Below are 18,217 nucleotides of genomic sequence, written 5' to 3'. Positions count from 1 at the left end.
CGTCCTGCCGGGTTGCCCACGGATTCAAGCCTGCGTTCGGCCAGCGTGGTTTAACGGGGCGCCTAGGATCAAAAGCAGATCAAGATCAAGAGCGGCTCGCTTCGCATTGTGGTTACGGTTGGGCGCTGCTGAGTTGTGTAGATAGTTATGGCTATCGGGGGCAAGCACCCTCCACACAAATCAACAGCGTATGCCAACATTGTGCACTTGAGCATTGTCATTCAATACATGCACTTTATTGGTGCGTCAGCCCAGCACCCGAATGGGCGCGCCGTTCGCCCAGGCTTGAATATTTTCGATCATCTGCTGGTAAAACTGCCGGTAGTTTTGCTCGCTGACGTAACCGACGTGGGGCGTGGCCAGTACGTTGGGCAGGAAGCGGAAGGGATGCTCGAGGGGCAGTGGCTCCTGGCTATATACGTCCAGCGCCGCGCCGGCCAGGCGCCCGTTGCTCAGCGCGTCCACCAGTGCCTGTTCATCCACAATCGGTCCACGTGCCGTGTTCACCAGGCGCGCGCCGGGCTTCATCCAGCCCAGTGCCTGCGCGTCGACCAGGCCGCGGCTGCGTTCGCTGAGGACCAGGTGAATGGTGAGAATGTCAGCCTGTTCGAACAGCTCGCGCTTGCTGACCCAGGTCACCCCCGACTCAGCGGCCCGTTGCGGGGTGAGGTTTTCGCTCCAGGCAATCACGCGCATGCCGAATACCTGGGCGAATTGCGCGACTTTCTGGCCGATGCTGCCCAGCCCCAGGATGCCCAGGGTCTTGCCATGCAGGTCGCCGCCCAGGCCGACCTGCCACCCGCCTGCGCGCAAAGAGTTGGCTTCGGCCAGCAGGTTGCGCGTCGAGGTCATGATCAGTGCCCAGGTCAGTTCCGGCGCAGCCTGCTTGTAGCTGTCGGTACCGCACACCCGGACCCCCAACGCCTTGGCGGCGCACAGGTCGATGGCGGCGTTGCGCATGCCACCGGTCACCAGCAACTTGAGCCTGGGCAGGCCCTGCAGCAAGGCCTGGTCGAAAGGCGAACGTTCGCGCATGACGCAAATAACGTCGAACCCTTGCAGGCGCTCGGCCATGGTCGCGGTGTCGGCGGGGTAATCGTGGAGAAAGTGCACCTGGCCCAGGGGCTCGAGTACCGACCAATCCACCACACTATTGGCCACTTGCTGCCAATCATCAATCACGGCGATCTGTAGCGACATGCACGCGTACCCCGAAAAAGGTTAAAGGGCCTTCAAACCCTGCAACAGCGCGGTATGAAACTGCGCCGGTTCTTCCATCTGCGGCGCATGGCCCAGGCCGGGAAACTCCACCAGGGTTGCATGGGGAATCAGCTTGGCCACCTGTTTGCCCAACACTTGATAATTGCCGATCCGCGCCTTGACCGCCGGCGGCGCCAGGTCCTTGCCGATGGCGGTGGTGTCGCTGGTGCCGATCAGCAGCAGGGTGGGCACTTGCACGTTCTTGAACTCGTAGTACACCGGCTGGGTGAAGATCATGTCGTAAATCAACGCCGAGTTCCAGGCCACCCGAGTGTGGCCCGGGCCCTGGTTCAGGCCGGCGAGCATGTCCACCCAGCGCTCGTATTCGGGCTTCCAGCGCCCGGCGTAATAGGTGTCGCGCTCATATTTGCGCACCCCGTCGGCGCTCAGCTTCAGCTCGCGTTGATACCACTGGTCCACGCTCTGGTGGGGGACGCCCAGGGCTTTCCAGTCTTCCAGGCCGATGGGGTTGACCAGGGCGAGCTGCTCGGTCTGTGCCGGGTACATCAATGCATAGCGCGTGGCCAGCATGCCGCCGGTGGAGTGACCGAGCAACGTGGCCTTCTGGATCCCGAGCTTTTCCAGCAACTGGTGGGTGTTGAGCGCCAGTTGCTGGAAGCTGTACTGGTAATGCTCGGGCTTGCTGGAGGTGCAAAAGCCGATCTGGTCCGGCGCGATCACGCGGTAACCGGCGTCGCTCAAGGCCTTGATCGATGCCTCCCAGGTGGCGCCGCAGAAGTTTTTGCCGTGCATCAGCACCACGCTGCGACCGTTGGCTTTGCCGTTGGCCGGAACATCCATATAGCCCATTTGCAGGCTGTTACCCTGGGACTCGAAGTTGAAGCGCTCAACCGGGTAGGGGTACTGGAAACCCTCGAGTTCAGGGCCGTAGGTGGCGGCAAATACTGGAGCGGCGCTGGCCGTGAGCAGGCCGGCGACGCACAGGTCACGGATCAAAGGCATGGTCATAAGCTCCGGGAAAGGTGTTTCGGATGCTGTTTGGGCAAGATTAACGGGGGATTAACAGCCAGTGCAGGGTGATGGCGGCCAGCACGGCGTAGCGCAGCGCCTTGGCCAGGGTCACCAGCAGCAGGAACCGCCAGAGCGGTTCGCGCATGATGCCGGCCACCAGGGTCAGCGGGTCGCCAATGATCGGCACCCAACTGAGCAGCAGGGTCCAATGTCCCCAGCGCGCATAGTGGCTGCGCGCCTTGTCCAGTTGCCGTTTACTGAGCGGAAACCAGCGCCGCCCCTGGAAGCGCTCCGCCGAACGCCCCAGCAGCCAATTGACCAGCGAACCCAGCACATTGCCCAGCGTGGCGATGCCCAATAGCAGCCACACACTGTAATGCCCGCTGAGCAACAGGCCGACGAGCACGGCTTCCGACTGCAAGGGCAGCAATGTCGCCGCGCCAAAGGCGGCCACGAACAGCCCCAGGTACGCCGTCAACATGGCGCAGGGGCTCTTTGCACAGGGGATTTCATGGTGGGTCTCGGGAAAGGCGCGGCATTGGACCGGAAGGCTGTTCAGTTAAGCGTATACCGCCCTCTGTAGGAGCGAGCTTGCTCGCGAAAAACGTCAACGATAACGCGTGCTTCCTGATTGAACGCGGCGCCTGCGAGTTTTTCGCGAGCAAGCTCGCTCCTACAAAAAAGCATTGGGTCGGGCATTTTCCCTGAATCGGGTCAGTTAAGCGAGAGAACGGTCAACCGCTCAAGGTTTCCAGGCGCTGCTTGAGACGGTCCAGCGCAACGCCCGAGCGTTCGATCATGCGTTCATGCAAGGCCGCCAGTTGCAGTTCGGTCTCATAGGTCAATACGCGCTTGAACAGCGTGCCGCCCGGTTGCGCGTGCAGGACATAATGAAGGCAGCCGTCGACCGCCAGTGAGGTGAACACGGTCTTGAACTCGTTGGGGCGCCGGGCGACTTGCACGCGGTAACTCATGGGGACGCGGATGCCCAGCAGGTCGATGATTTCGGTAAACCGCGTGCCGACCGGCAGTGAGCCACGGGTACCGGTGTCGGCGCTGAGGGAGGAGGGGTGCCATTCGTGCCAGCGGTCGGGCTGGGTCACATAGTCGTAGACCGTCTCGAGCGGCGCCAGAATAAAGCGTTCATGACTGATCCGCTCCAGGCGGACCGGCTGCTCGGTCGCATGCATTGCGCACCTTCCTGTGTGGAGACGGTTAAACCAAGAGTTGTCAGAATAGTCCGACTCCCGCGCTTTGCACGGGAGCATTCCGGTCTCGATCAACGCACTTTGAAGCGTCCCATCAAGGCAATCACCCGGCCATTGGCCTCCAGCAGGCTCTGGGTATTGGTTTCGGTGGCATGACCGCTTTGTACCAGCTCTTCAACCATCTGTCGGATCTGCACCATGCTGCGGTTGATCTCTTCGGTCACTGCGCTCTGTTGCTCGGCGGCCGTCGCGATCTGGGTGCTGAGGTTGTTGATATGGCTGACTGAGCCGGCCATCTCATCGAGCCCGGTGTTCACCCGCGCCGTGGCATCCGCTGCCGACTGGCAACTGGCCTGGGTGTTTTCCATGGCGGCCACCGACGAGCTGACGCCGGTGGTCAAGCGCGCCAGCATCTCGTTGATCTGCGAGGTACTGGCCTGGGTGCGTGCGGCCAGGGCGCGCACCTCATCGGCCACCACCGCAAACCCGCGCCCTTGTTCGCCGGCCCGCGCCGCTTCGATTGCGGCGTTGAGCGCCAGCAGGTTGGTCTGGCCGGCGATGGCACCGATCACGCCGAGGGTTTCGGTGATGCGCGCGGCATCCTGGCGCATGTTCTCGACGGTGTGGGTCGCGCTGGCCACTTCACCGATCAGGGCGCTGACGCTGGTGGACGCTTCGCCCACCACCACCCGTGACCGGTCGGCGTGTTCATTGGCGCGCTGGGTGAAGGCCGCCGTTTCTGCGGCATTTTGCGCGACGGTGTCGGCGGTGGAGCTCATTTCGGTGATGGCAGTCACCGTCTGGTCCGTCTCCGAGGCGTGGCGCAACAGGATCTGGTTGGTGTGCGCCGAGGTGTGCTGCAACTGCTCAAGGCCCGAGGCCATGGCGCCGGTGGCCTGGGTCACTTCGCCGATCATGTTTTGCAGATAGACGATAAAGTGGTTCACCGAGTGACCGATGGCGCCGAGTTCGTCTTCGGCGCGGATGGTGATGCGCCGCGTGAGGTCGGCATCACCGGCCGACAGTGCGTCGATATTGCCCTTGAGCGCTTTCATGCGCTGGACCAGTTGGCGAATCGCATACGCCGCCAGCAGTACCAGCAGGATCACCATCGGTACTTGCAACAGGGCCAGGGTGCCGAGCACATCATTGCGCTGGGCGGTGATCAACGAAGTGGGCAGGGCGGTCGCCAGGAACCACGGCGTACCCTCGATCGGGCGCATGTAAAAGGTGCTGGCCACGCCCTGGTTGTCGAACTCGGCGCGTTGCAGGGCCTGGTCGCGATGGGCGAGGGCGGTGCTGACCTGGGCGGCGAACGCCGACGTGCCGGTCAGCTCGCTGATATTCTTCAGCACGATCGGGCCGCTGATACGCGAGCTGTTGCTGATGATCTTGCCGTCGCCTTCGACGATCAGCATCTGCCCGCCGATGTCTTTTTCCTTGCTGGCCACCAGGTCATTGAAGAAACCCAGGGTCACGTCGATGGTCGCCACGCCATAGGCGGCGCCGTCACGCTGGATCGCCATGGCGCAGTTGGTGCGTGGCTCCTGGCTGGCGTCGTCCTTGTAGGCCGCGGCCCAGGCACATTGGCCACGGGGTGAGGCGAGGCCGCCCTTGTACCAGCTCTGGTCGTAATAGTTGGGTGCGGGGTCGCTGTTCCAGAAGGTGTTGACCGCCAGCTTGCCCGAGGCGTCACGGTGCCAGAACGTGCTGTGCTTGTTACGGCCGGGGGTGCGCTGGTTGGGCAGCGGCCAGATACCGCCGCCGAACACTTTCAGCTCGCCGTACTGGTCAACCAGGCCCGGCAGGACCTTGTCGATGGCATCGCTGTCAAGCAAAGGGATCGTTTGGGTAATGGTGCGTTGCTGGGCCTGAACCTTGTTAAGTTCGCCCTGGATCTGTTCGGCCACTTCGGCGACGCGATTGAGCACCACCTGTTCTTCGGTGTATTGCAGCTTGGGCGCGACCAACTGGCCGATACCCACGACGGTCAACACCAATAACACCAGAACGAACAACACCAGAAACAGGGTATAGCGGGCTTGGATGGAGCGCAGTGGGGGCATGGGGCCGTCCTTACGAAGCGTTATTGTCGACGCGGCTTTATTAGAGCTTCGTAGGGCTATCGGCTTACACCGCAACAGCTTTAGGTACGTGCGTGCAAGAAAGTGCCGGCGCCGTCGGGCGCCGCCCCCAGGTCAGATCTCCAGCATCGCCATCACCTCCGCGGGGTAGCGCAAACCGGCCGTTGCATCCGCCGGAAAGATCGCCGCCAGTGCCGCCAGTTCGGTCGCGGTCAGGCTGATCGACACGGCGGCCACATTCTCCTCCAGGTATTTACGTTGCTTGGTGCCGGGGATCGGCACGATGTAGTCGCCTTGCGCCAACACCCAGGCCAGCGCCAGTTGGCCCGTCGTCACGCCTTTATCCGCCGCCAGCGTTTGCACCTGCGTGACCAGTTGCAGATTCTTCGCGAAATTCTCGCCCTGGAAACGCGGGTTGAAGCGGCGATAGTCCTCGGCGCCGAAATCCTCCGGGCGCTTCAATGCACCGGCCAGAAAACCCCGGCCCAGCGGGCTGTAAGGCACGAATGCGATGCCCAGGCGCCGGCAGGCGGCGAGGCAGCCGTTGTCTTCCTGATCGCGGCTCCACAATGAATATTCGCTTTGCAGGGCGCTGATGGGGTGAACCTTGTGCGCCCGTTCCAGCGTGGCGGCGGACGCTTCGCTCAGGCCCAGGTAACGCACCTTGCCCTGTTGCACCAGCTCGGCCATCGCGCCGACGGTTTCTTCGATGGCCACCTCGGGGTCGATGCGGTGCTGGTAGTACAGGTCCAGGGTATCAATGCCCAAGCGTTGCAGCGTGCCGTCGATGGACGTGCGCACGTACTCGGGGCGCCCGTTCACGCCACGCAGCGCCGGGTTCGCCGGGTCGCGCAGGATGCCGAACTTGCTGGCCAGGAACACCTGGTCGCGCTTGCCGGCGATGGCCTTGCCGATCAGTTGTTCATTGGTGTGGGGTCCGTACATGTCGGCGGTGTCGAGAAAGTTGACGCCCAACTCCAGCGCGCGGTGCAGGGTGGCAATGGCCTCCGAGTTGTCGGTGCCCGGGGTGTAGAAATCGCTCATGCCCATGCAGCCGAGGCCGATGGCGGAGACGTGTGGGCCGTTGTGGCCGAGTTGACGAGTGCGCATGGTGAAGCTCCTGTGGATGAAGCGTCCATTGTCACGCTCGACAAAACCTGGATAAACCGGCTAAAAGCACTATCACTGTTTGGAAAATCCAAACAATTGCCAGGGGTTCTCCGTGGACCGTTTCAATGCCATGCGCGTATTCACCCGGATCGTGGAGTTGGGCGGTTTCGCCAAGGCGGCGGACAGCCTGCAACTGCCGCGCGCTTCGGTGACGATCCTGATCAAGCAACTGGAGGTGCACCTTGGCGTGCAGCTGCTGCAACGCACCACGCGCCAGGTCAGCCCGACCCTGGATGGCGCGGCGTACTACCAGCGTTGCGTGCAGTTGCTGACGGATCTTGAGGAAACCGAGGCGGTGTTTTCCTCCCACCGGCAAAACCCGCGAGGCAAGCTGAGCATTGATATGCCGTCGGGCATTGGCCGTCTCATCGTGATTCCGGCGCTGCCAACGTTCACCGCGCTTTATCCGCAGATCGAGCTGGATATCGGGCTCAACGATCGTCCGGTGGATTTGATTCGCGAGGGGGTCGATTGCGTACTGCGCGGTGGCCTGGCGCTGGACGAATCGCTGGTGGCGCGTCCGCTGGCGATGATGGACCAGTTGACCCTGGCCAGCCCCGCGTATCTGCAACGCATGGGCGTCCCAGCAAGCCTCGACGAGCTGGCGCGGCACCAGATGATCGAGTATGTCTCCAGCGCCAGCGGCAAGCGCTTTGGCCTGGAATTCCAGCTCGGCGCCGAGCTGCGCACGGTCAACCTGGCGAAACTGGTTGCGGTTAACAGTTCCGACGGGTATTTCGCCGCGTGTGAAGCGGGCTACGGGCTGATCCAGGCGCCGCATTATCATGCGATGAAGCAGCTGGCCGAGGGCACGCTGGTGGAAGTGTTGCCGCAGGTAGGGGTGCCGAAAATGGCACTGACTGCGCTGTATCCGCCGCACCGCCAGCTGTCCCAGCGGGTGAGGGTGTTTGTCGACTGGCTGGTGGCGCTGTGCGCGCAGCCAGGCAATGGGTTGCAGCGCTAGCCCTGCGCCCGGCGGTAGGCCCCCGGTTGTTGCCCGATGACTTTATGAAACGCCCGGGTAAACGCGGCCACCGACTGATAACCTACCGCCAGCGAGACATCCGCCACGGTCTGGTCCGTCTTGAACAACTGGCACGCATGGCGCATGCGCATCATCAACAGCACCTGGCCGGGTGACTGCCCGCACAGCTCATTGAAACGTTTGAAAAACGCCGAGCGTGACAGCCCGGTGCAGGCGGCCATGCTTTCCAGCGTCCAGTTCTCTGCCGGGCGTGCGATCAGCTGTTCCAGCAAACGGGCAAATGCCGGTTGCCGACCGAGTGCCGCCAGGCCGCCCAATTCAGTGTTATCGAGCACGTGTTGACGCAGCACATACAGAAACAGCAGATGGCACAGGCGTTCGAGCAAGGCCTGGGAGGGCGCCGGCAGGCGTTCGCATTCCTGCAGGATCAGCGCGAACAGATTGCGCGCGGCGGTCAACGACGGGTCACCGGCGCGCAGGATGATCCAGGCGGGCAGGCTGTCGACAATCATCGCCGACAGCCCGGACTGGAAATGAAAGAAGCCGCAGACCAGGCCCACGCCATCGGTGGCATGGCTGTCCAGCGGCAGCATCGGACGGCGCGGGCATTCTTGCGCGCCGGTGGCGGTGTCCGCACCGGACAGCCGATATTGGAGGTCGCGCAGCAGGAACACGGCATCGCCATTGTTCAGGTGTTCAGTCGGCTGGCCGTCGATATGCAGCCAGCACTCGCCTTGCACGATCAGATGAAAACTCGCCCGGGCCAGGCCATGGGTGCTCGCGTGCCAGTCGCCGCAATAGCGACCGACGTGAAACAGGCTGGTGTTGAGCTCGAGGCTGTCTAATAACCAATCGACAAGTGCACTGGACGAATTCATCTAACGAAAAGACTCTGGAGCAAGTAATCGCTACTTTAGCCTATTGAGGGCTTTTTTTATAACCAACAGACTGGGGTCATTCACTCATCAGGAGACCACTCCATGTCCCGTGTACCGCTGCTTACCCCTGAAACCGCGCCGGAGGCCGCCAAGCCTTTACTGGAAAACGCGCTGAAAGGCTCGGGGTTCATTCCCAACCTGCTGGCCGTGCTGGCCAATGCGCCGGCGGCACTGGAAACCTATATCACCGTGTCCGGCCTGAATGCCAAGTCGGCCCTGAGCCTGGCGGAGCGTGAAGTGGTGCAATTGATCGCCGCCACCAGCCACGGTTGCGATTTTTGCGTGGCCGGGCATACCGCCGTGGCGCGTAACAAAGCCAAGCTGCCCGAAGACGTGATCGAGGCGCTGCGCCAGCGCGGTGAATTACCCGAGCCCCGCTATGAGACACTCGCCGCGTTTACCCGTGAAGTGATTGCCACCCGTGGCGATGTCAGCGATGCCGGCTATGACGCGTTCCGCGCCGCCGGCTATACCGACGGGCAGGCGCTGGAAGTGATTCTGGGGGTCAGCCTGGCCACATTGTGCAATTTTGCCAACGTGTTTGCGCGTACGCCGTTGAACCCGGAGCTGGCGCAATACCGCTGGGAAAAACCGGCCAGCTGAATCGGTGCTGATCCACCTGTTGTCATCAAGGAGAAATACCCATGCTTGACCCGATCTTGAGCCGTTGGCTCGATGTTCAAGCGCAGGCCCTGGACGTGGGCAGTTGCGATCCACAGGAAGTGCTGCCGCGGCTGGCCGAGGCCAATGTGTTGCGAGTCGGCGTGCCCAAAGCCCTCGGCGGCCTGGGCGGCGACGTGGCGGGGGCGGTGGAAGCCATCGCCAATATTGCCAGCCATTCCCTGGCGGCGGCGTTCGTCTGCTGGGGCCAGCGCTCCTTTATCGAATACCTGCTGCAAAGCCCCAATGCACGGCTGCGTGAGCAACTGCTGCCGGACCTGCTCAGCGGCAAGCTGGCCGGTGCCACGGGGCTTTCGAATGCGATGAAGTTTCTGTCCGGCATCGAGACGCTGCAGATCAGCGCCGAGCCCACCGATGACGGCTGGAGCCTCAACGGTCGTCTGCATTGGGTGACCAACCTGCGCAAAAATGGCTTCGTCGCCGCTGCGGCCATCGAGCACGCCGGTGGCGGCGCGCCGTTTATCCTGGCGATCCCGGATTCAGTGGCCGGCTTGCAGCGCTCCCGCGACCTGGAGTTGCTCGGGTTGCAGTCGAGCAATACCGCCGCCCTGGGACTTGAAGGCGTGAAGCTGAGCCGCGACTGGCTGCTGCACGAGGACGCGCGTCAGTTCCTGCCCGCCGTGCGACCGGCGTTCCTGGGCTTGCAATGCGGCCTGTCGATCGGGCTGGCGCGGCGCTCCCTGGCGGAGGTGGCGCATCACTTGGGCGCTTCGCGCACGGTGTTACGTGAAGAGCTCGAAGCGCTGCGGGTGACCCTCGATCACCTGGTCACGGAACTCAAGAACGGTTTGCTGGCCGGGCGGTTTGCCGCCGAACCGGTGCCGTTGTTCAAGCTGCGCATTGCCCTGGCGGAAACCGCCGCCAGCGCTGTGCAACTGGAGTTGCAGGCCAGCGGCGGCAAGGCTTACCTCACCGCCCATGGCAGCGGCTTTGCCCGGCGCTGGCGCGAATCGGCGTTTGTGCCGATCGTCACGCCGAGCCTGGTGCAACTGCGCACCGAATTGCAACGCCAGGCCAACCTATGAGCGCGACGGTGATGACGGCCCGGGATGTGTGCCTCGGGTATGCCGGCGGCCCGGTACTGCAAGGCTTCGACCTGCAACTGCAGCCCGGTGAAGTGGTGTCGATCCTTGGCCCGAGCGGGGTCGGCAAGTCCAGCCTGTTGCGGGTGCTGGCCGGTTTGCAGGCGCCCCAGGGCGGTAGCGTGCGCGTGCTGGGTGAGCCTTTGAACGGCCCGCATCCACGGGTGGCGGTGGCGTTTCAGGACCCCAGCCTGCTGCCCTGGCTGAACCTGGAAAAGAACGTCGCCTTCGGCCTGGATTTCGCCCGCCAACCGCAGTTGAGCAGCGACGAACGCCGCCGGCGTGTCGACCACGCGATTGCCGCGGTCGGCCTGGAACACGCCCGTCACCAGTTCCCCGCGCAGTTGTCCGGCGGCATGGCCCAGCGCACCGCATTGGCCCGCTGCCTGGCCCGCCAACCACAGGTATTGCTGCTGGACGAGCCCTTCGGCGCCCTGGATGAAGTAACCCGCGCGGACATGCAGCACCTGTTGCTCAAGGTCAATTGCGAACAGGGCTCGGCGGCGGTGTTGATCACCCACGACATCGATGAGGCCTTGCTGTTGTCCGACCGTATCCTGCTGCTGGGTAACCGCCCGGCACGCACCCTGGGCGAATGGCGAATCGATCTGCCGCAACCGCGCGAGGAACAGGTCGAAGCTATCGGCGCGCTGCGCATCGACATTCTTAAAACCTTACGGCAGGCGAGCCGTCCTCAACCCAACCCCCTCGAATTGCTGGAGCCTAACCATGTGTCTGGATGACCTGACCCACTCGCGCCGCGACTTTCTCAAACTGTCTGCGGTGCTCAGCGCCGCCGGCGCCTTGCCGTTGCTGAGCAGCCTGCAGGCGCGCGCCGCCAGCGAGCCTGACGCGCCGGTACGCATCGGTTATCTGCCGATCACCGACGCCACGCCGCTGTTGGTCGCCCACAATAACGGGCTGTTCGAAGCCGAGGGTATCCAGGCCGAACGTCCGGTGCTGCTGCGCAGTTGGGCCCAGGTGATCGAAGCGTTTATCTCGGGCCAGGTCAACGTGATTCACCTGTTGTCGCCCATGACCGTATGGGCGCGCTATGGCAGCAAGGTGCCGGCCAAGGTGGTGGCGTGGAACCATGTGGGCGGTTCGGGCCTGACCGTGGCGCCGGGCATCACTGACGTGAAGCAACTGGGCGGCAAGTCGGTGGCGATTCCGTTCTGGTATTCGATTCATAACGTGGTGGTGCAGCAGTTGTTCCGCGACAACGGGCTGACCCCGGTGGCGCGTGCGGCGGGCGGCGCGATCGGCGCCAATGAAGTCAACCTGATCGTGCTGCCGCCTTCGGACATGCCGCCGGCATTGGCCAGCAAGCGCATCGACGGTTATATCGTCGCCGAGCCGTTCAACGCCCTGGCGGAGAACCTCAAGGTCGGTCGCGTGCAGCGTTTCACCGGCGACGTCTGGCGCAACCATGCCTGCTGCGTGGTGTTCATGCACGAGCATGACCTGACCCAGCGCCCGGAGTGGTCGCAAAAAGTGGTGAACGCCATCGTCAAGGCCCAGGTCTGGACCCGCGATAACCGCGAAGAAGCGGTGAAGCTGTTGTCCAAGGACGGCCCCAACCGCTACACGCCGCATGCCGAACCGGTGTTGAGCAAAGTGCTGGCGCCTGCCGCCGCCGATCGCGCCGGGTACCTGGCCGATGGTGCGATCCGTCACGCCAACTGGGACGAGCACCGCATCGACTTCCAGCCTTACCCGTTCCCCAGCTACACCGAGGAACTGGTACGCCGCCTGAAAGACACCCTGATCGAGGGCGACAAGAAATTCCTCGCCGAGCTGGACCCGGCCTTCGTCGCCAGGGACCTGGTGGATGACCGTTTCGTGCGCAACGCCATCGAAGCCGTCGGCGGCATGAAGACCTTCGGCTTGCCCGAGGGTTATGCGCGCAACGAGGAGATTGGCGTGTGAGCAGCGGCAAAACCGTAGCGTGGCCGGGTTGGTTGCTCGGCTTGGGTGGCTTGGCGGGGTTGCTGGTGCTCTGGTGGCTGGGCGTCAAGGTATTTGGCGATGCGGATGGATTGTCTTCGCGCTTTTCCCTGGCGGCCACGTTCAGCAGCCTGTGGGAACTGCTGGGGCGCGGCGAGCTGTACCTGCATATTGCCGTGAGCCTCAAACGCATTTTTATCGGCTTGTTTCTGGCCCTGCTGGTGGGCGTGCCGCTGGGGCTGCTGGTGGGCAGTTCGCGCAACCTGGAGGCGGCGACCACCCCGGCTTTCCAGTTTTTGCGCATGATCTCGCCGCTGTCCTGGATGCCCATCGTGGTGATGCTGATGGGGGTGGGCGACCAGCCGATTTACTTCCTGCTGGCGTTTGCCGCAGTGTGGCCGATCATGCTCAATACGGCGGCCGGCGTGCGTCATCTCGACCCGCGCTGGCTGCAGTTGAGCAAGAGCCTGAGCGCCACGCGTTGGGAGACGTTGCGGCGGGTGGTCATTCCCGGCGTGGTGGGGCATGTGCTGACCGGAGTGCGCCTGGCCATCGGCATTCTGTGGATTGTGCTGGTGCCGTGCGAAATGCTGGGGGTCAGTGCGGGGCTGGGCTATTACATCCTCGATACCCGTGATCGGCTGGCGTATTCGGAGTTGATGGCAATGGTGCTGCTGATCGGGCTGCTGGGGTTCGCGCTGGATGCGTTGGCGCGGTGGCTGCATCGGCGCTGGGTGCACGCTGACTGAAGGTTCGAGCCGTTGCCGGCATGCTGTGCAGGCAACGGCTCGACGGTTTGCCGGGTCACTCGGGCGTGAAAATTTGCAGGTCTCCCGTCATGTCATTGTGGGTTTTCAGCTCGCCGTTCGGGCCCGGTCGCACGTCTGTGGCTTTCGTGCCGTAGCTTCCCCTCATGCCGGCTCTCTCATAGATACCAATGCCAATGCCGCCGGTGGCTTCGGCCAGGCCACGTACACCCTGGGTGGTGTTGATGTGCTGACGACCCACCAGGGCAATCACCTTGCCCTTGTGCGTGTGCCTCAGCAGCTCATGGGCGGCGTAGAAGTTCATTTCCTTGAGCCGTTGCAGATTCCGATCGGCGCTGCTCTGGGCCTTATAGGCATCACGCTCATGTCGATGGCGGGTCAGATAGAAGTGATCCAGAGGCACCACTTCAATGCCGTTGGCCTTGAACGTGTCGATCAGTGTGCGCAAATTCAAATCAGGCTCGTAGGGGCGTTGTTTGTAGCCCGTGACGCCCATCCCATCGTCCTTGAGCCGCATTTTGTTGTCATACACCATGCCCTCCATCCCGATAACCTTGACGTTTTTTCGTTTAAATACGGGGATCAGTTCGATGAGCACACGAAATGAAGCCACACTGAGATGGTTCTCGCCGAAGGCCACGATATCCGCCATGTCCAGGGACTTTTCGACCAGGTCGGCGATCGGTTCAATGGCTTTTACGTCGGGCAGTCCAGGGCGTGGCAGTTGAGGCCCCGCCAGGCTTTTGTTCATCTCCAGTTCGTAGCGCTCCCGGGTAGGGCCCCTGCGGGTCGGCGAGAAATGCGCTTCGGTGGGCGCGCCTTTGATGAAGTCGAGATACTTTATGTGCGGCGGCGGTAGATGATCGGTTTTACGCGTAATCTGTACCGCCGGGCCAGGCACTTGGCCTGCTGGAAGCGTCGCCGGGTCCGGCTTCCTGTAGGGATGAACCCGTTCTGACTTGTGCGCGTTGAGACGTACCCTTGCCGCGCTGAAATCGGGTGATGGCGGCATCAGTGTATGGACTGGATCGAAGGCCACCAACGGCGCACCGTAGGGGCGTTGGGTGCTCGCATCAAATGCGTACCACTGGCCATCGTGTTGTATCGCATTGACGTTCACGGCGCGGTTACGCACGTTCAAGCTGCCCGTTGCGGCTGCGTCAAAGCGTCTGCTGGCGGTGTTCAGTTCGTCGAGCGCCACCGTCCCCTTGAGGCTGCGCAGCCCGCTTTTCACCGCGCCGGCGGCCTCGAAGGCAACTTTACCGGCTCCGATCAGTATTTCGTTCGCGCCATTGAACGGATTGAACTCCTTGACCATGGGCACAACCATGATCTTCGTGACCTTGAGCGCCTTGTTCGCGACCGATGCCGTCGTCTTCAGCACTTTCGCCGCTTTTGCGGCAGCCCCCATCCCGGCAGTGAGAAAGCCGAAGCCATCAAAGGCGAGGTCGTCGATGGCGTCGCTGTATTCGCCCTTATTGAAGTTCACGATGGCCGAGCGCAGGGGAATCAGATCGAGAAACCCATCACGCAAGGTGACCAATCGATCGTTGGCGCGCTCAGAGGACGTGACGCCCTCAGCGGCTTTACGGATGGCTGGGTTGTCCAGGTCCAGTGCCTTGACGATCGACTCGGCGAGTTCGTGGGTACGGGGATTGATGAACATGTACGGTGCCGATGCGGTGCCGGATCGCTCGCCATCGAGTGGGTCGCGCTTGACGCTGTCCAGGTCGACCCCCTTCAGCAGCGCGCCGCCCCCCAGGTAGCGGACGAACGTCTTCATGCCTTCAACGGTCTTTTCTCGATTGATATCAGGGAAAAACTCTTCCTCTTTGGTTATTTCGTTCGAGAAGTGCTCCGGCGCGCGGGGTATTTTCCGGCTGCCAAGGTTATGGATAACGCCTTTTTCCGTATCGAACGCATAGTTGGAGGTCTTTGCGCCATTTTCTGCGGTGACCAGGATCCTGGGGCTGGTATGGAATAGAGTCGGCCCCATGAAAGGCACTGGGCTGGTCTTGTAACTTTTCTCCAGGTAATAGGTGATTTTTCCGAAGCTGAGATTCTTCTTGTCTTCAGGCGGCAGATTGTTGAGAGCATTGATCACGCTCAGGTGTTTGATTTTTTTAAAGTTGGCGACCGCTTCGGAAAACGCCGCGTCGAAGGCCGTTTTAATATTGGATTGTGGTCGATGGGTGAAGGCGACGAAGGCAGCCAGGTCAACGCTGTGGGTGCCTTTTGCGATACTCCAGCGGTCGTCCATGACGATCTGCTCCATCACGATTTCGCGCATGGAGTACGGTTTGCTTGGCTTTGGCGGTACGGTGCTGGAGAGTCTTGAAAATATTTTCTCATCGAAGTCGACGTCCTTTCCGAACTCGCCGATGAGCAGATCCATTGCCATCGCTGCACGATCCGGCATGACCGTGTCCATCAAGGCACTGCCTTCCTTGAGTTTTTCCCGCTGGTTGTTGAAGGCTGCCTGCACCCGATCAAGCTCATCCTGGCTGTACAGTGCGTCGCCTTTTGCTTCAAGAATATTGTTGCTGACGCCCCAGTCCACCAACGCCGCTGTTTGTATGGAGGCCGGAGCGGGCGGCAGTGCGCAGGCCTTTATCATCACCTCGGCGTAGGTCATGTTGGCCGCGCTACTGCCAATGGCGTCGACTGCCAGGCAAAGGTCCCGCCAGGCCTGGGTGCCCTGGCGCACATCATCGGGGATATCCCTGACCAGGTATTGCGGGTGGGTGCGCATCAACAGCAGATGAACGGCTGTCTTTGCCAGTGCGGGTGATGCCCGTCCCTCGTCGATCAAGCACTGACGCAGGCCTTCGGTGACCCTCGACAGAGGTTGTCCCCAATGGCTTTCCTGGGCCAGATCGAACCCGGCTACCCGGTTGCGTTGGGGCGACGTAATGGATTCCGGATCCAGCGTCAGATGCAGCGCGGCCAGTGTGTAGTCATTGATGCTGGAGTCGGTAGCGATGCCGTTCAGTCTGGTTTGCATGGCCAGGCCCAGCGCCCGGCCCTCAGGGGAGCTGAGCAGGCTTTCCAGCGCCTTGACCGGATCCTCCAGGACATCGGGGGAAAGGGGGCGGCTACTGTTCAGATAGGCCAGTACGTTGCGTTGCGCCCCTGCCTGCGATGATTGCGTGCCGGCGTTGGCATGCGCGATTGCAGCCGCTCGCAGCGTTTGTTGCTGACTGATATCCAGTGGGATCGGCCAGGACAAACCTCCGACGAAATTGCGGAACGGATGTTGACGTGCCTTTAACGCTGCCGCCTCTGCCAGGGACTGCAACTCGCTTCTGGTCCTGGGCAGTGGCAAGCCATTCTCGATGATGAAGGCTTCCACGGTGGCTGGTTTTCCGGGCGCGAGGATGTAGGCCTGATACTGGGACGAGTCTGGCGCTATGTTCATCGGCGCTTTTTTCAGGGCGGCGGAAACCTGTCGCGCGGGCGCCTGCTCGGACAGGCAGTGATAGGCCTGGTTCAGTTGCTGCGCCAGGTACTGCCAGTTTCCTTGATTCGCCAATTGCCGATCCAGTGCCTGGCGACCGTCCACCTTGCTCAAGCGATCCTGCAGCAATTGAGTACGCGCCCATAGCGCATTGGTCCCGTCGAAATGCAGGCTCAGGTCGGCGGCCTGCTGCAGGCCGGCCATCACTGGCGGCGCGCGCCATGGATCATCGAGTTGCACGCTGTTTTCGGGTTCATACAGCGCTTGCAGCTGGTTAGTCAGGTTGTGCTGATGAAGCTGCAGCAATTGCGGTACGCCGGTGGCGATGACGTCGGTCGTGACTGGCGTGAGCTGTCTGCTCAGGTTCTTGCTCCAATCGCCGTCGAGGCTGCGCTGGAGCGTCAATGGCAGTGTCTGTTTCAACTGCTCTGCCGCCTCCGGATCGGAGCGCAGACGCTGGCCGAGCGTATCAAACGCTTCACCCGGGCTGTCGAACGTTTCATACCCGTCGCGCGGGGTGTACAGCACCGTCAGGCCTCGTTGTTCGGCGGGCGTCAAGGTCCTGTCCGTTTCCGGTTTGTCGTAAGGACGTGCCGCTGATGACCCGTCGCGGCGGGTGATCATGAATGCGCCGGCCAACAGTGTTCCGGCGGGCATTGGCAGATTGACCCTCAGCGGATAAACCCCCGGCCGCTCGCCATCGCGCATGGCGCTTTCTCGATCCGCCAGCGTCGGGTACTCAAAGGCTTTGTCGATCAGGGTCTTGGCGACCGGGCTCAGTGTGCCGTCTTCGACTCTCAAGGCGGCCAGTGTCGACAACATCTCTCGATGGGTATTCAGCAATTGGTCCTGGGGTGACTCGGGGTTGACCGCGCCCGGGCGCGGCTGCGTCCAGAACCGTGTAAAGCTCGCAGGCAGGTCGTTCTCGATGGCCTGGGCGATGGCCAGCAGCGAGCTGCCGGCGCTTAGCTGCCGGTGACTTTCGCTGGGCTCGACCGCGCTGTAAAAGCCGACTTCTGCAGCGCCCGGGAGTGTCGGTGACAGCGGTTCAACCGAGTTGTTGAGATTTAGCAGCGCATCGAACAAGGCTTCGGTGATGCTTCGCGCCGAGACCAGCGTGCGCTGTCCCTGCTCGTCGGTGTGATAGCGATGCACATACAGTGATGAAGCTTCCACAGGAGGGTTGGCCCCGAAGCTGCGGGCGAGCTGTTGCTCGATAACGTTATTGAGCGTTGGCTGGCATCGCAACAGCGCCTGGATATCCTGATTGAGTGACTGGTATTGGTTGAGCAACAGGCGTTGATCGGTTATTTGCAGGCCGCTGAGCAGGTCCGAGCGAATCGCGCTGACGGGTGTGATCCCTTGCACGGAAGGAAGCGTCAATGCTGGCACCTGCTGTGGCGCAAGCTGCGGCAGAGGTGGCGGGGTGGTTTCCAGGGAGGAGGTGTCCCGGCGTATACGGAGGTTGGCGAGGCCTGAAATCAATTGTGTAATCCAAGTGACGTTGGCCCAAGTTTCCCTATGTTGTTTGGCGAATGATTCTTCCTTGTTGGGCTTCGTATGGTTGGGTCTGTCGCGTAGGTACGTTCCGTACAGGGGGGGCGAATATCGTGTATCCGCAGGTGTCCAGGCAATGGGTTCAAACGCCGTCAGGCGTAGGACGAGC

General features: G+C 62.1%; 14 protein-coding genes. 6 read left to right on the top strand and 8 right to left on the bottom strand.

Going from position 1 to position 18,217, the window contains the following annotated elements:
* Nucleotides 1-246: 246 nt before the first annotated feature.
* The 6 genes from BFQ00_RS09655 to BFQ00_RS09630 form a co-directional block, all read right to left on the bottom strand.
* On the bottom strand, nucleotides 247-1,200 hold the full coding sequence (locus BFQ00_RS09655) for a D-2-hydroxyacid dehydrogenase family protein (RefSeq protein ID WP_065933329.1): 954 nt from the start codon (nucleotides 1,198-1,200) through the stop codon (nucleotides 247-249).
* Nucleotides 1,201-1,221: 21 nt separating this feature from the next.
* On the bottom strand, nucleotides 1,222-2,223 hold the full coding sequence (locus BFQ00_RS09650; RefSeq protein WP_065933402.1) for an alpha/beta fold hydrolase: 1,002 nt from the start codon (nucleotides 2,221-2,223) through the stop codon (nucleotides 1,222-1,224).
* A gap of 46 nt (nucleotides 2,224-2,269) precedes the next feature.
* Nucleotides 2,270-2,713 (bottom strand): YqaA family protein, encoded by a 444-nt coding sequence (locus BFQ00_RS09645; RefSeq protein WP_065933328.1) that lies wholly within the window; start codon nucleotides 2,711-2,713, stop codon nucleotides 2,270-2,272.
* Nucleotides 2,714-2,966: 253 nt separating this feature from the next.
* Nucleotides 2,967-3,422: an SRPBCC family protein gene (locus tag BFQ00_RS09640; protein WP_065933327.1), complete on the bottom strand. Its 456-nt coding sequence runs from the start codon at nucleotides 3,420-3,422 to the stop codon at nucleotides 2,967-2,969.
* Between the two features lie 89 nt (nucleotides 3,423-3,511).
* A complete protein-coding gene (locus BFQ00_RS09635) occupies nucleotides 3,512-5,506 on the bottom strand; it encodes a methyl-accepting chemotaxis protein (RefSeq protein ID WP_065893255.1) in 1,995 nt (664 codons plus the stop codon).
* A 132-nt stretch (nucleotides 5,507-5,638) separates the two neighbouring features.
* Nucleotides 5,639-6,634 carry an aldo/keto reductase gene (locus BFQ00_RS09630; RefSeq protein ID WP_065933326.1) on the bottom strand — a complete coding sequence of 332 codons (996 nt, stop codon included), beginning with the start codon at nucleotides 6,632-6,634 and terminating at the stop codon, nucleotides 5,639-5,641.
* A gap of 112 nt (nucleotides 6,635-6,746) precedes the next feature.
* Between BFQ00_RS09630 and BFQ00_RS09625 the strand changes: the two genes are divergently transcribed.
* On the top strand, nucleotides 6,747-7,658 hold the full coding sequence (locus BFQ00_RS09625) for a LysR family transcriptional regulator (RefSeq protein ID WP_065933325.1): 912 nt from the start codon (nucleotides 6,747-6,749) through the stop codon (nucleotides 7,656-7,658).
* Here the strand turns inward: BFQ00_RS09625 and BFQ00_RS09620 are convergent.
* The gene (locus BFQ00_RS09620; RefSeq protein WP_065933324.1) at nucleotides 7,655-8,557 is read right to left on the bottom strand and encodes an AraC family transcriptional regulator; all 903 of its coding nucleotides are present in this window, start codon (nucleotides 8,555-8,557) and stop codon (nucleotides 7,655-7,657) included. The two genes, BFQ00_RS09625 and BFQ00_RS09620, sit on opposite strands and share 4 nt — an antisense overlap.
* Nucleotides 8,558-8,659: 102 nt before the next feature.
* Between BFQ00_RS09620 and BFQ00_RS09615 the strand changes: the two genes are divergently transcribed.
* From BFQ00_RS09615 to BFQ00_RS09595, 5 genes are read left to right on the top strand one after another with little or no spacing between them, the layout of a single operon-like run.
* A complete protein-coding gene (locus tag BFQ00_RS09615) occupies nucleotides 8,660-9,220 on the top strand; it encodes a carboxymuconolactone decarboxylase family protein (protein WP_065933323.1) in 561 nt (186 codons plus the stop codon).
* A 41-nt stretch (nucleotides 9,221-9,261) separates the two neighbouring features.
* Nucleotides 9,262-10,323, top strand: a complete 1,062-nt coding sequence (locus BFQ00_RS09610; RefSeq protein ID WP_065933322.1) for an acyl-CoA dehydrogenase family protein — start codon at nucleotides 9,262-9,264, stop codon at nucleotides 10,321-10,323.
* Nucleotides 10,320-11,123: an ABC transporter ATP-binding protein gene (locus tag BFQ00_RS09605; RefSeq protein WP_065933321.1), complete on the top strand. Its 804-nt coding sequence runs from the start codon at nucleotides 10,320-10,322 to the stop codon at nucleotides 11,121-11,123. The genes BFQ00_RS09610 and BFQ00_RS09605 overlap by 4 nt, the downstream gene beginning before the upstream one ends.
* Nucleotides 11,110-12,309 carry an ABC transporter substrate-binding protein gene (locus BFQ00_RS09600; protein ID WP_065933320.1) on the top strand — a complete coding sequence of 400 codons (1,200 nt, stop codon included), beginning with the start codon at nucleotides 11,110-11,112 and terminating at the stop codon, nucleotides 12,307-12,309. Before BFQ00_RS09605 ends, BFQ00_RS09600 begins: the two co-directional genes overlap by 14 nt.
* Nucleotides 12,306-13,076 carry an ABC transporter permease gene (locus tag BFQ00_RS09595; RefSeq protein WP_065933319.1) on the top strand — a complete coding sequence of 257 codons (771 nt, stop codon included), beginning with the start codon at nucleotides 12,306-12,308 and terminating at the stop codon, nucleotides 13,074-13,076. Before BFQ00_RS09600 ends, BFQ00_RS09595 begins: the two co-directional genes overlap by 4 nt.
* 55 nt (nucleotides 13,077-13,131) lie before the next feature.
* On the opposite strand, the gene BFQ00_RS09590 is transcribed toward BFQ00_RS09595, so the two are convergent.
* Nucleotides 13,132-17,943: a membrane-targeted effector domain-containing toxin gene (locus tag BFQ00_RS09590; RefSeq protein ID WP_256536148.1), complete on the bottom strand. Its 4,812-nt coding sequence runs from the start codon at nucleotides 17,941-17,943 to the stop codon at nucleotides 13,132-13,134.
* Nucleotides 17,944-18,217 lie beyond the last annotated feature (274 nt).

The sequence above is a fragment of the Pseudomonas sp. 28 E 9 genome (assembly GCF_900004785.1).
GTDB lineage: Bacteria > Pseudomonadota > Gammaproteobacteria > Pseudomonadales > Pseudomonadaceae > Aquipseudomonas > Aquipseudomonas orientalis_A.
This window is presented reverse-complemented; position numbering and strand designations above follow the sequence as displayed.

Coding starts and splice junctions, on each gene's coding strand:
- BFQ00_RS09640 (WP_065933327.1), bottom strand. CDS start 3,422: ATGCATGCGACCGAGCAGCCGGTCCGCCTGGAGCGGATCAGTCATGAA.
- BFQ00_RS09610 (WP_065933322.1), top strand. CDS start 9,262: ATGCTTGACCCGATCTTGAGCCGTTGGCTCGATGTTCAAGCGCAGGCC.
- BFQ00_RS09615 (WP_065933323.1), top strand. CDS start 8,660: ATGTCCCGTGTACCGCTGCTTACCCCTGAAACCGCGCCGGAGGCCGCC.
- BFQ00_RS09630 (WP_065933326.1), bottom strand. CDS start 6,634: ATGCGCACTCGTCAACTCGGCCACAACGGCCCACACGTCTCCGCCATC.
- BFQ00_RS09600 (WP_065933320.1), top strand. CDS start 11,110: ATGTGTCTGGATGACCTGACCCACTCGCGCCGCGACTTTCTCAAACTG.
- BFQ00_RS09635 (WP_065893255.1), bottom strand. CDS start 5,506: ATGCCCCCACTGCGCTCCATCCAAGCCCGCTATACCCTGTTTCTGGTG.
- BFQ00_RS09605 (WP_065933321.1), top strand. CDS start 10,320: ATGAGCGCGACGGTGATGACGGCCCGGGATGTGTGCCTCGGGTATGCC.
- BFQ00_RS09645 (WP_065933328.1), bottom strand. CDS start 2,713: ATGTTGACGGCGTACCTGGGGCTGTTCGTGGCCGCCTTTGGCGCGGCG.
- BFQ00_RS09620 (WP_065933324.1), bottom strand. CDS start 8,557: ATGAATTCGTCCAGTGCACTTGTCGATTGGTTATTAGACAGCCTCGAG.
- BFQ00_RS09655 (WP_065933329.1), bottom strand. CDS start 1,200: ATGTCGCTACAGATCGCCGTGATTGATGATTGGCAGCAAGTGGCCAAT.
- BFQ00_RS09650 (WP_065933402.1), bottom strand. CDS start 2,223: ATGCCTTTGATCCGTGACCTGTGCGTCGCCGGCCTGCTCACGGCCAGC.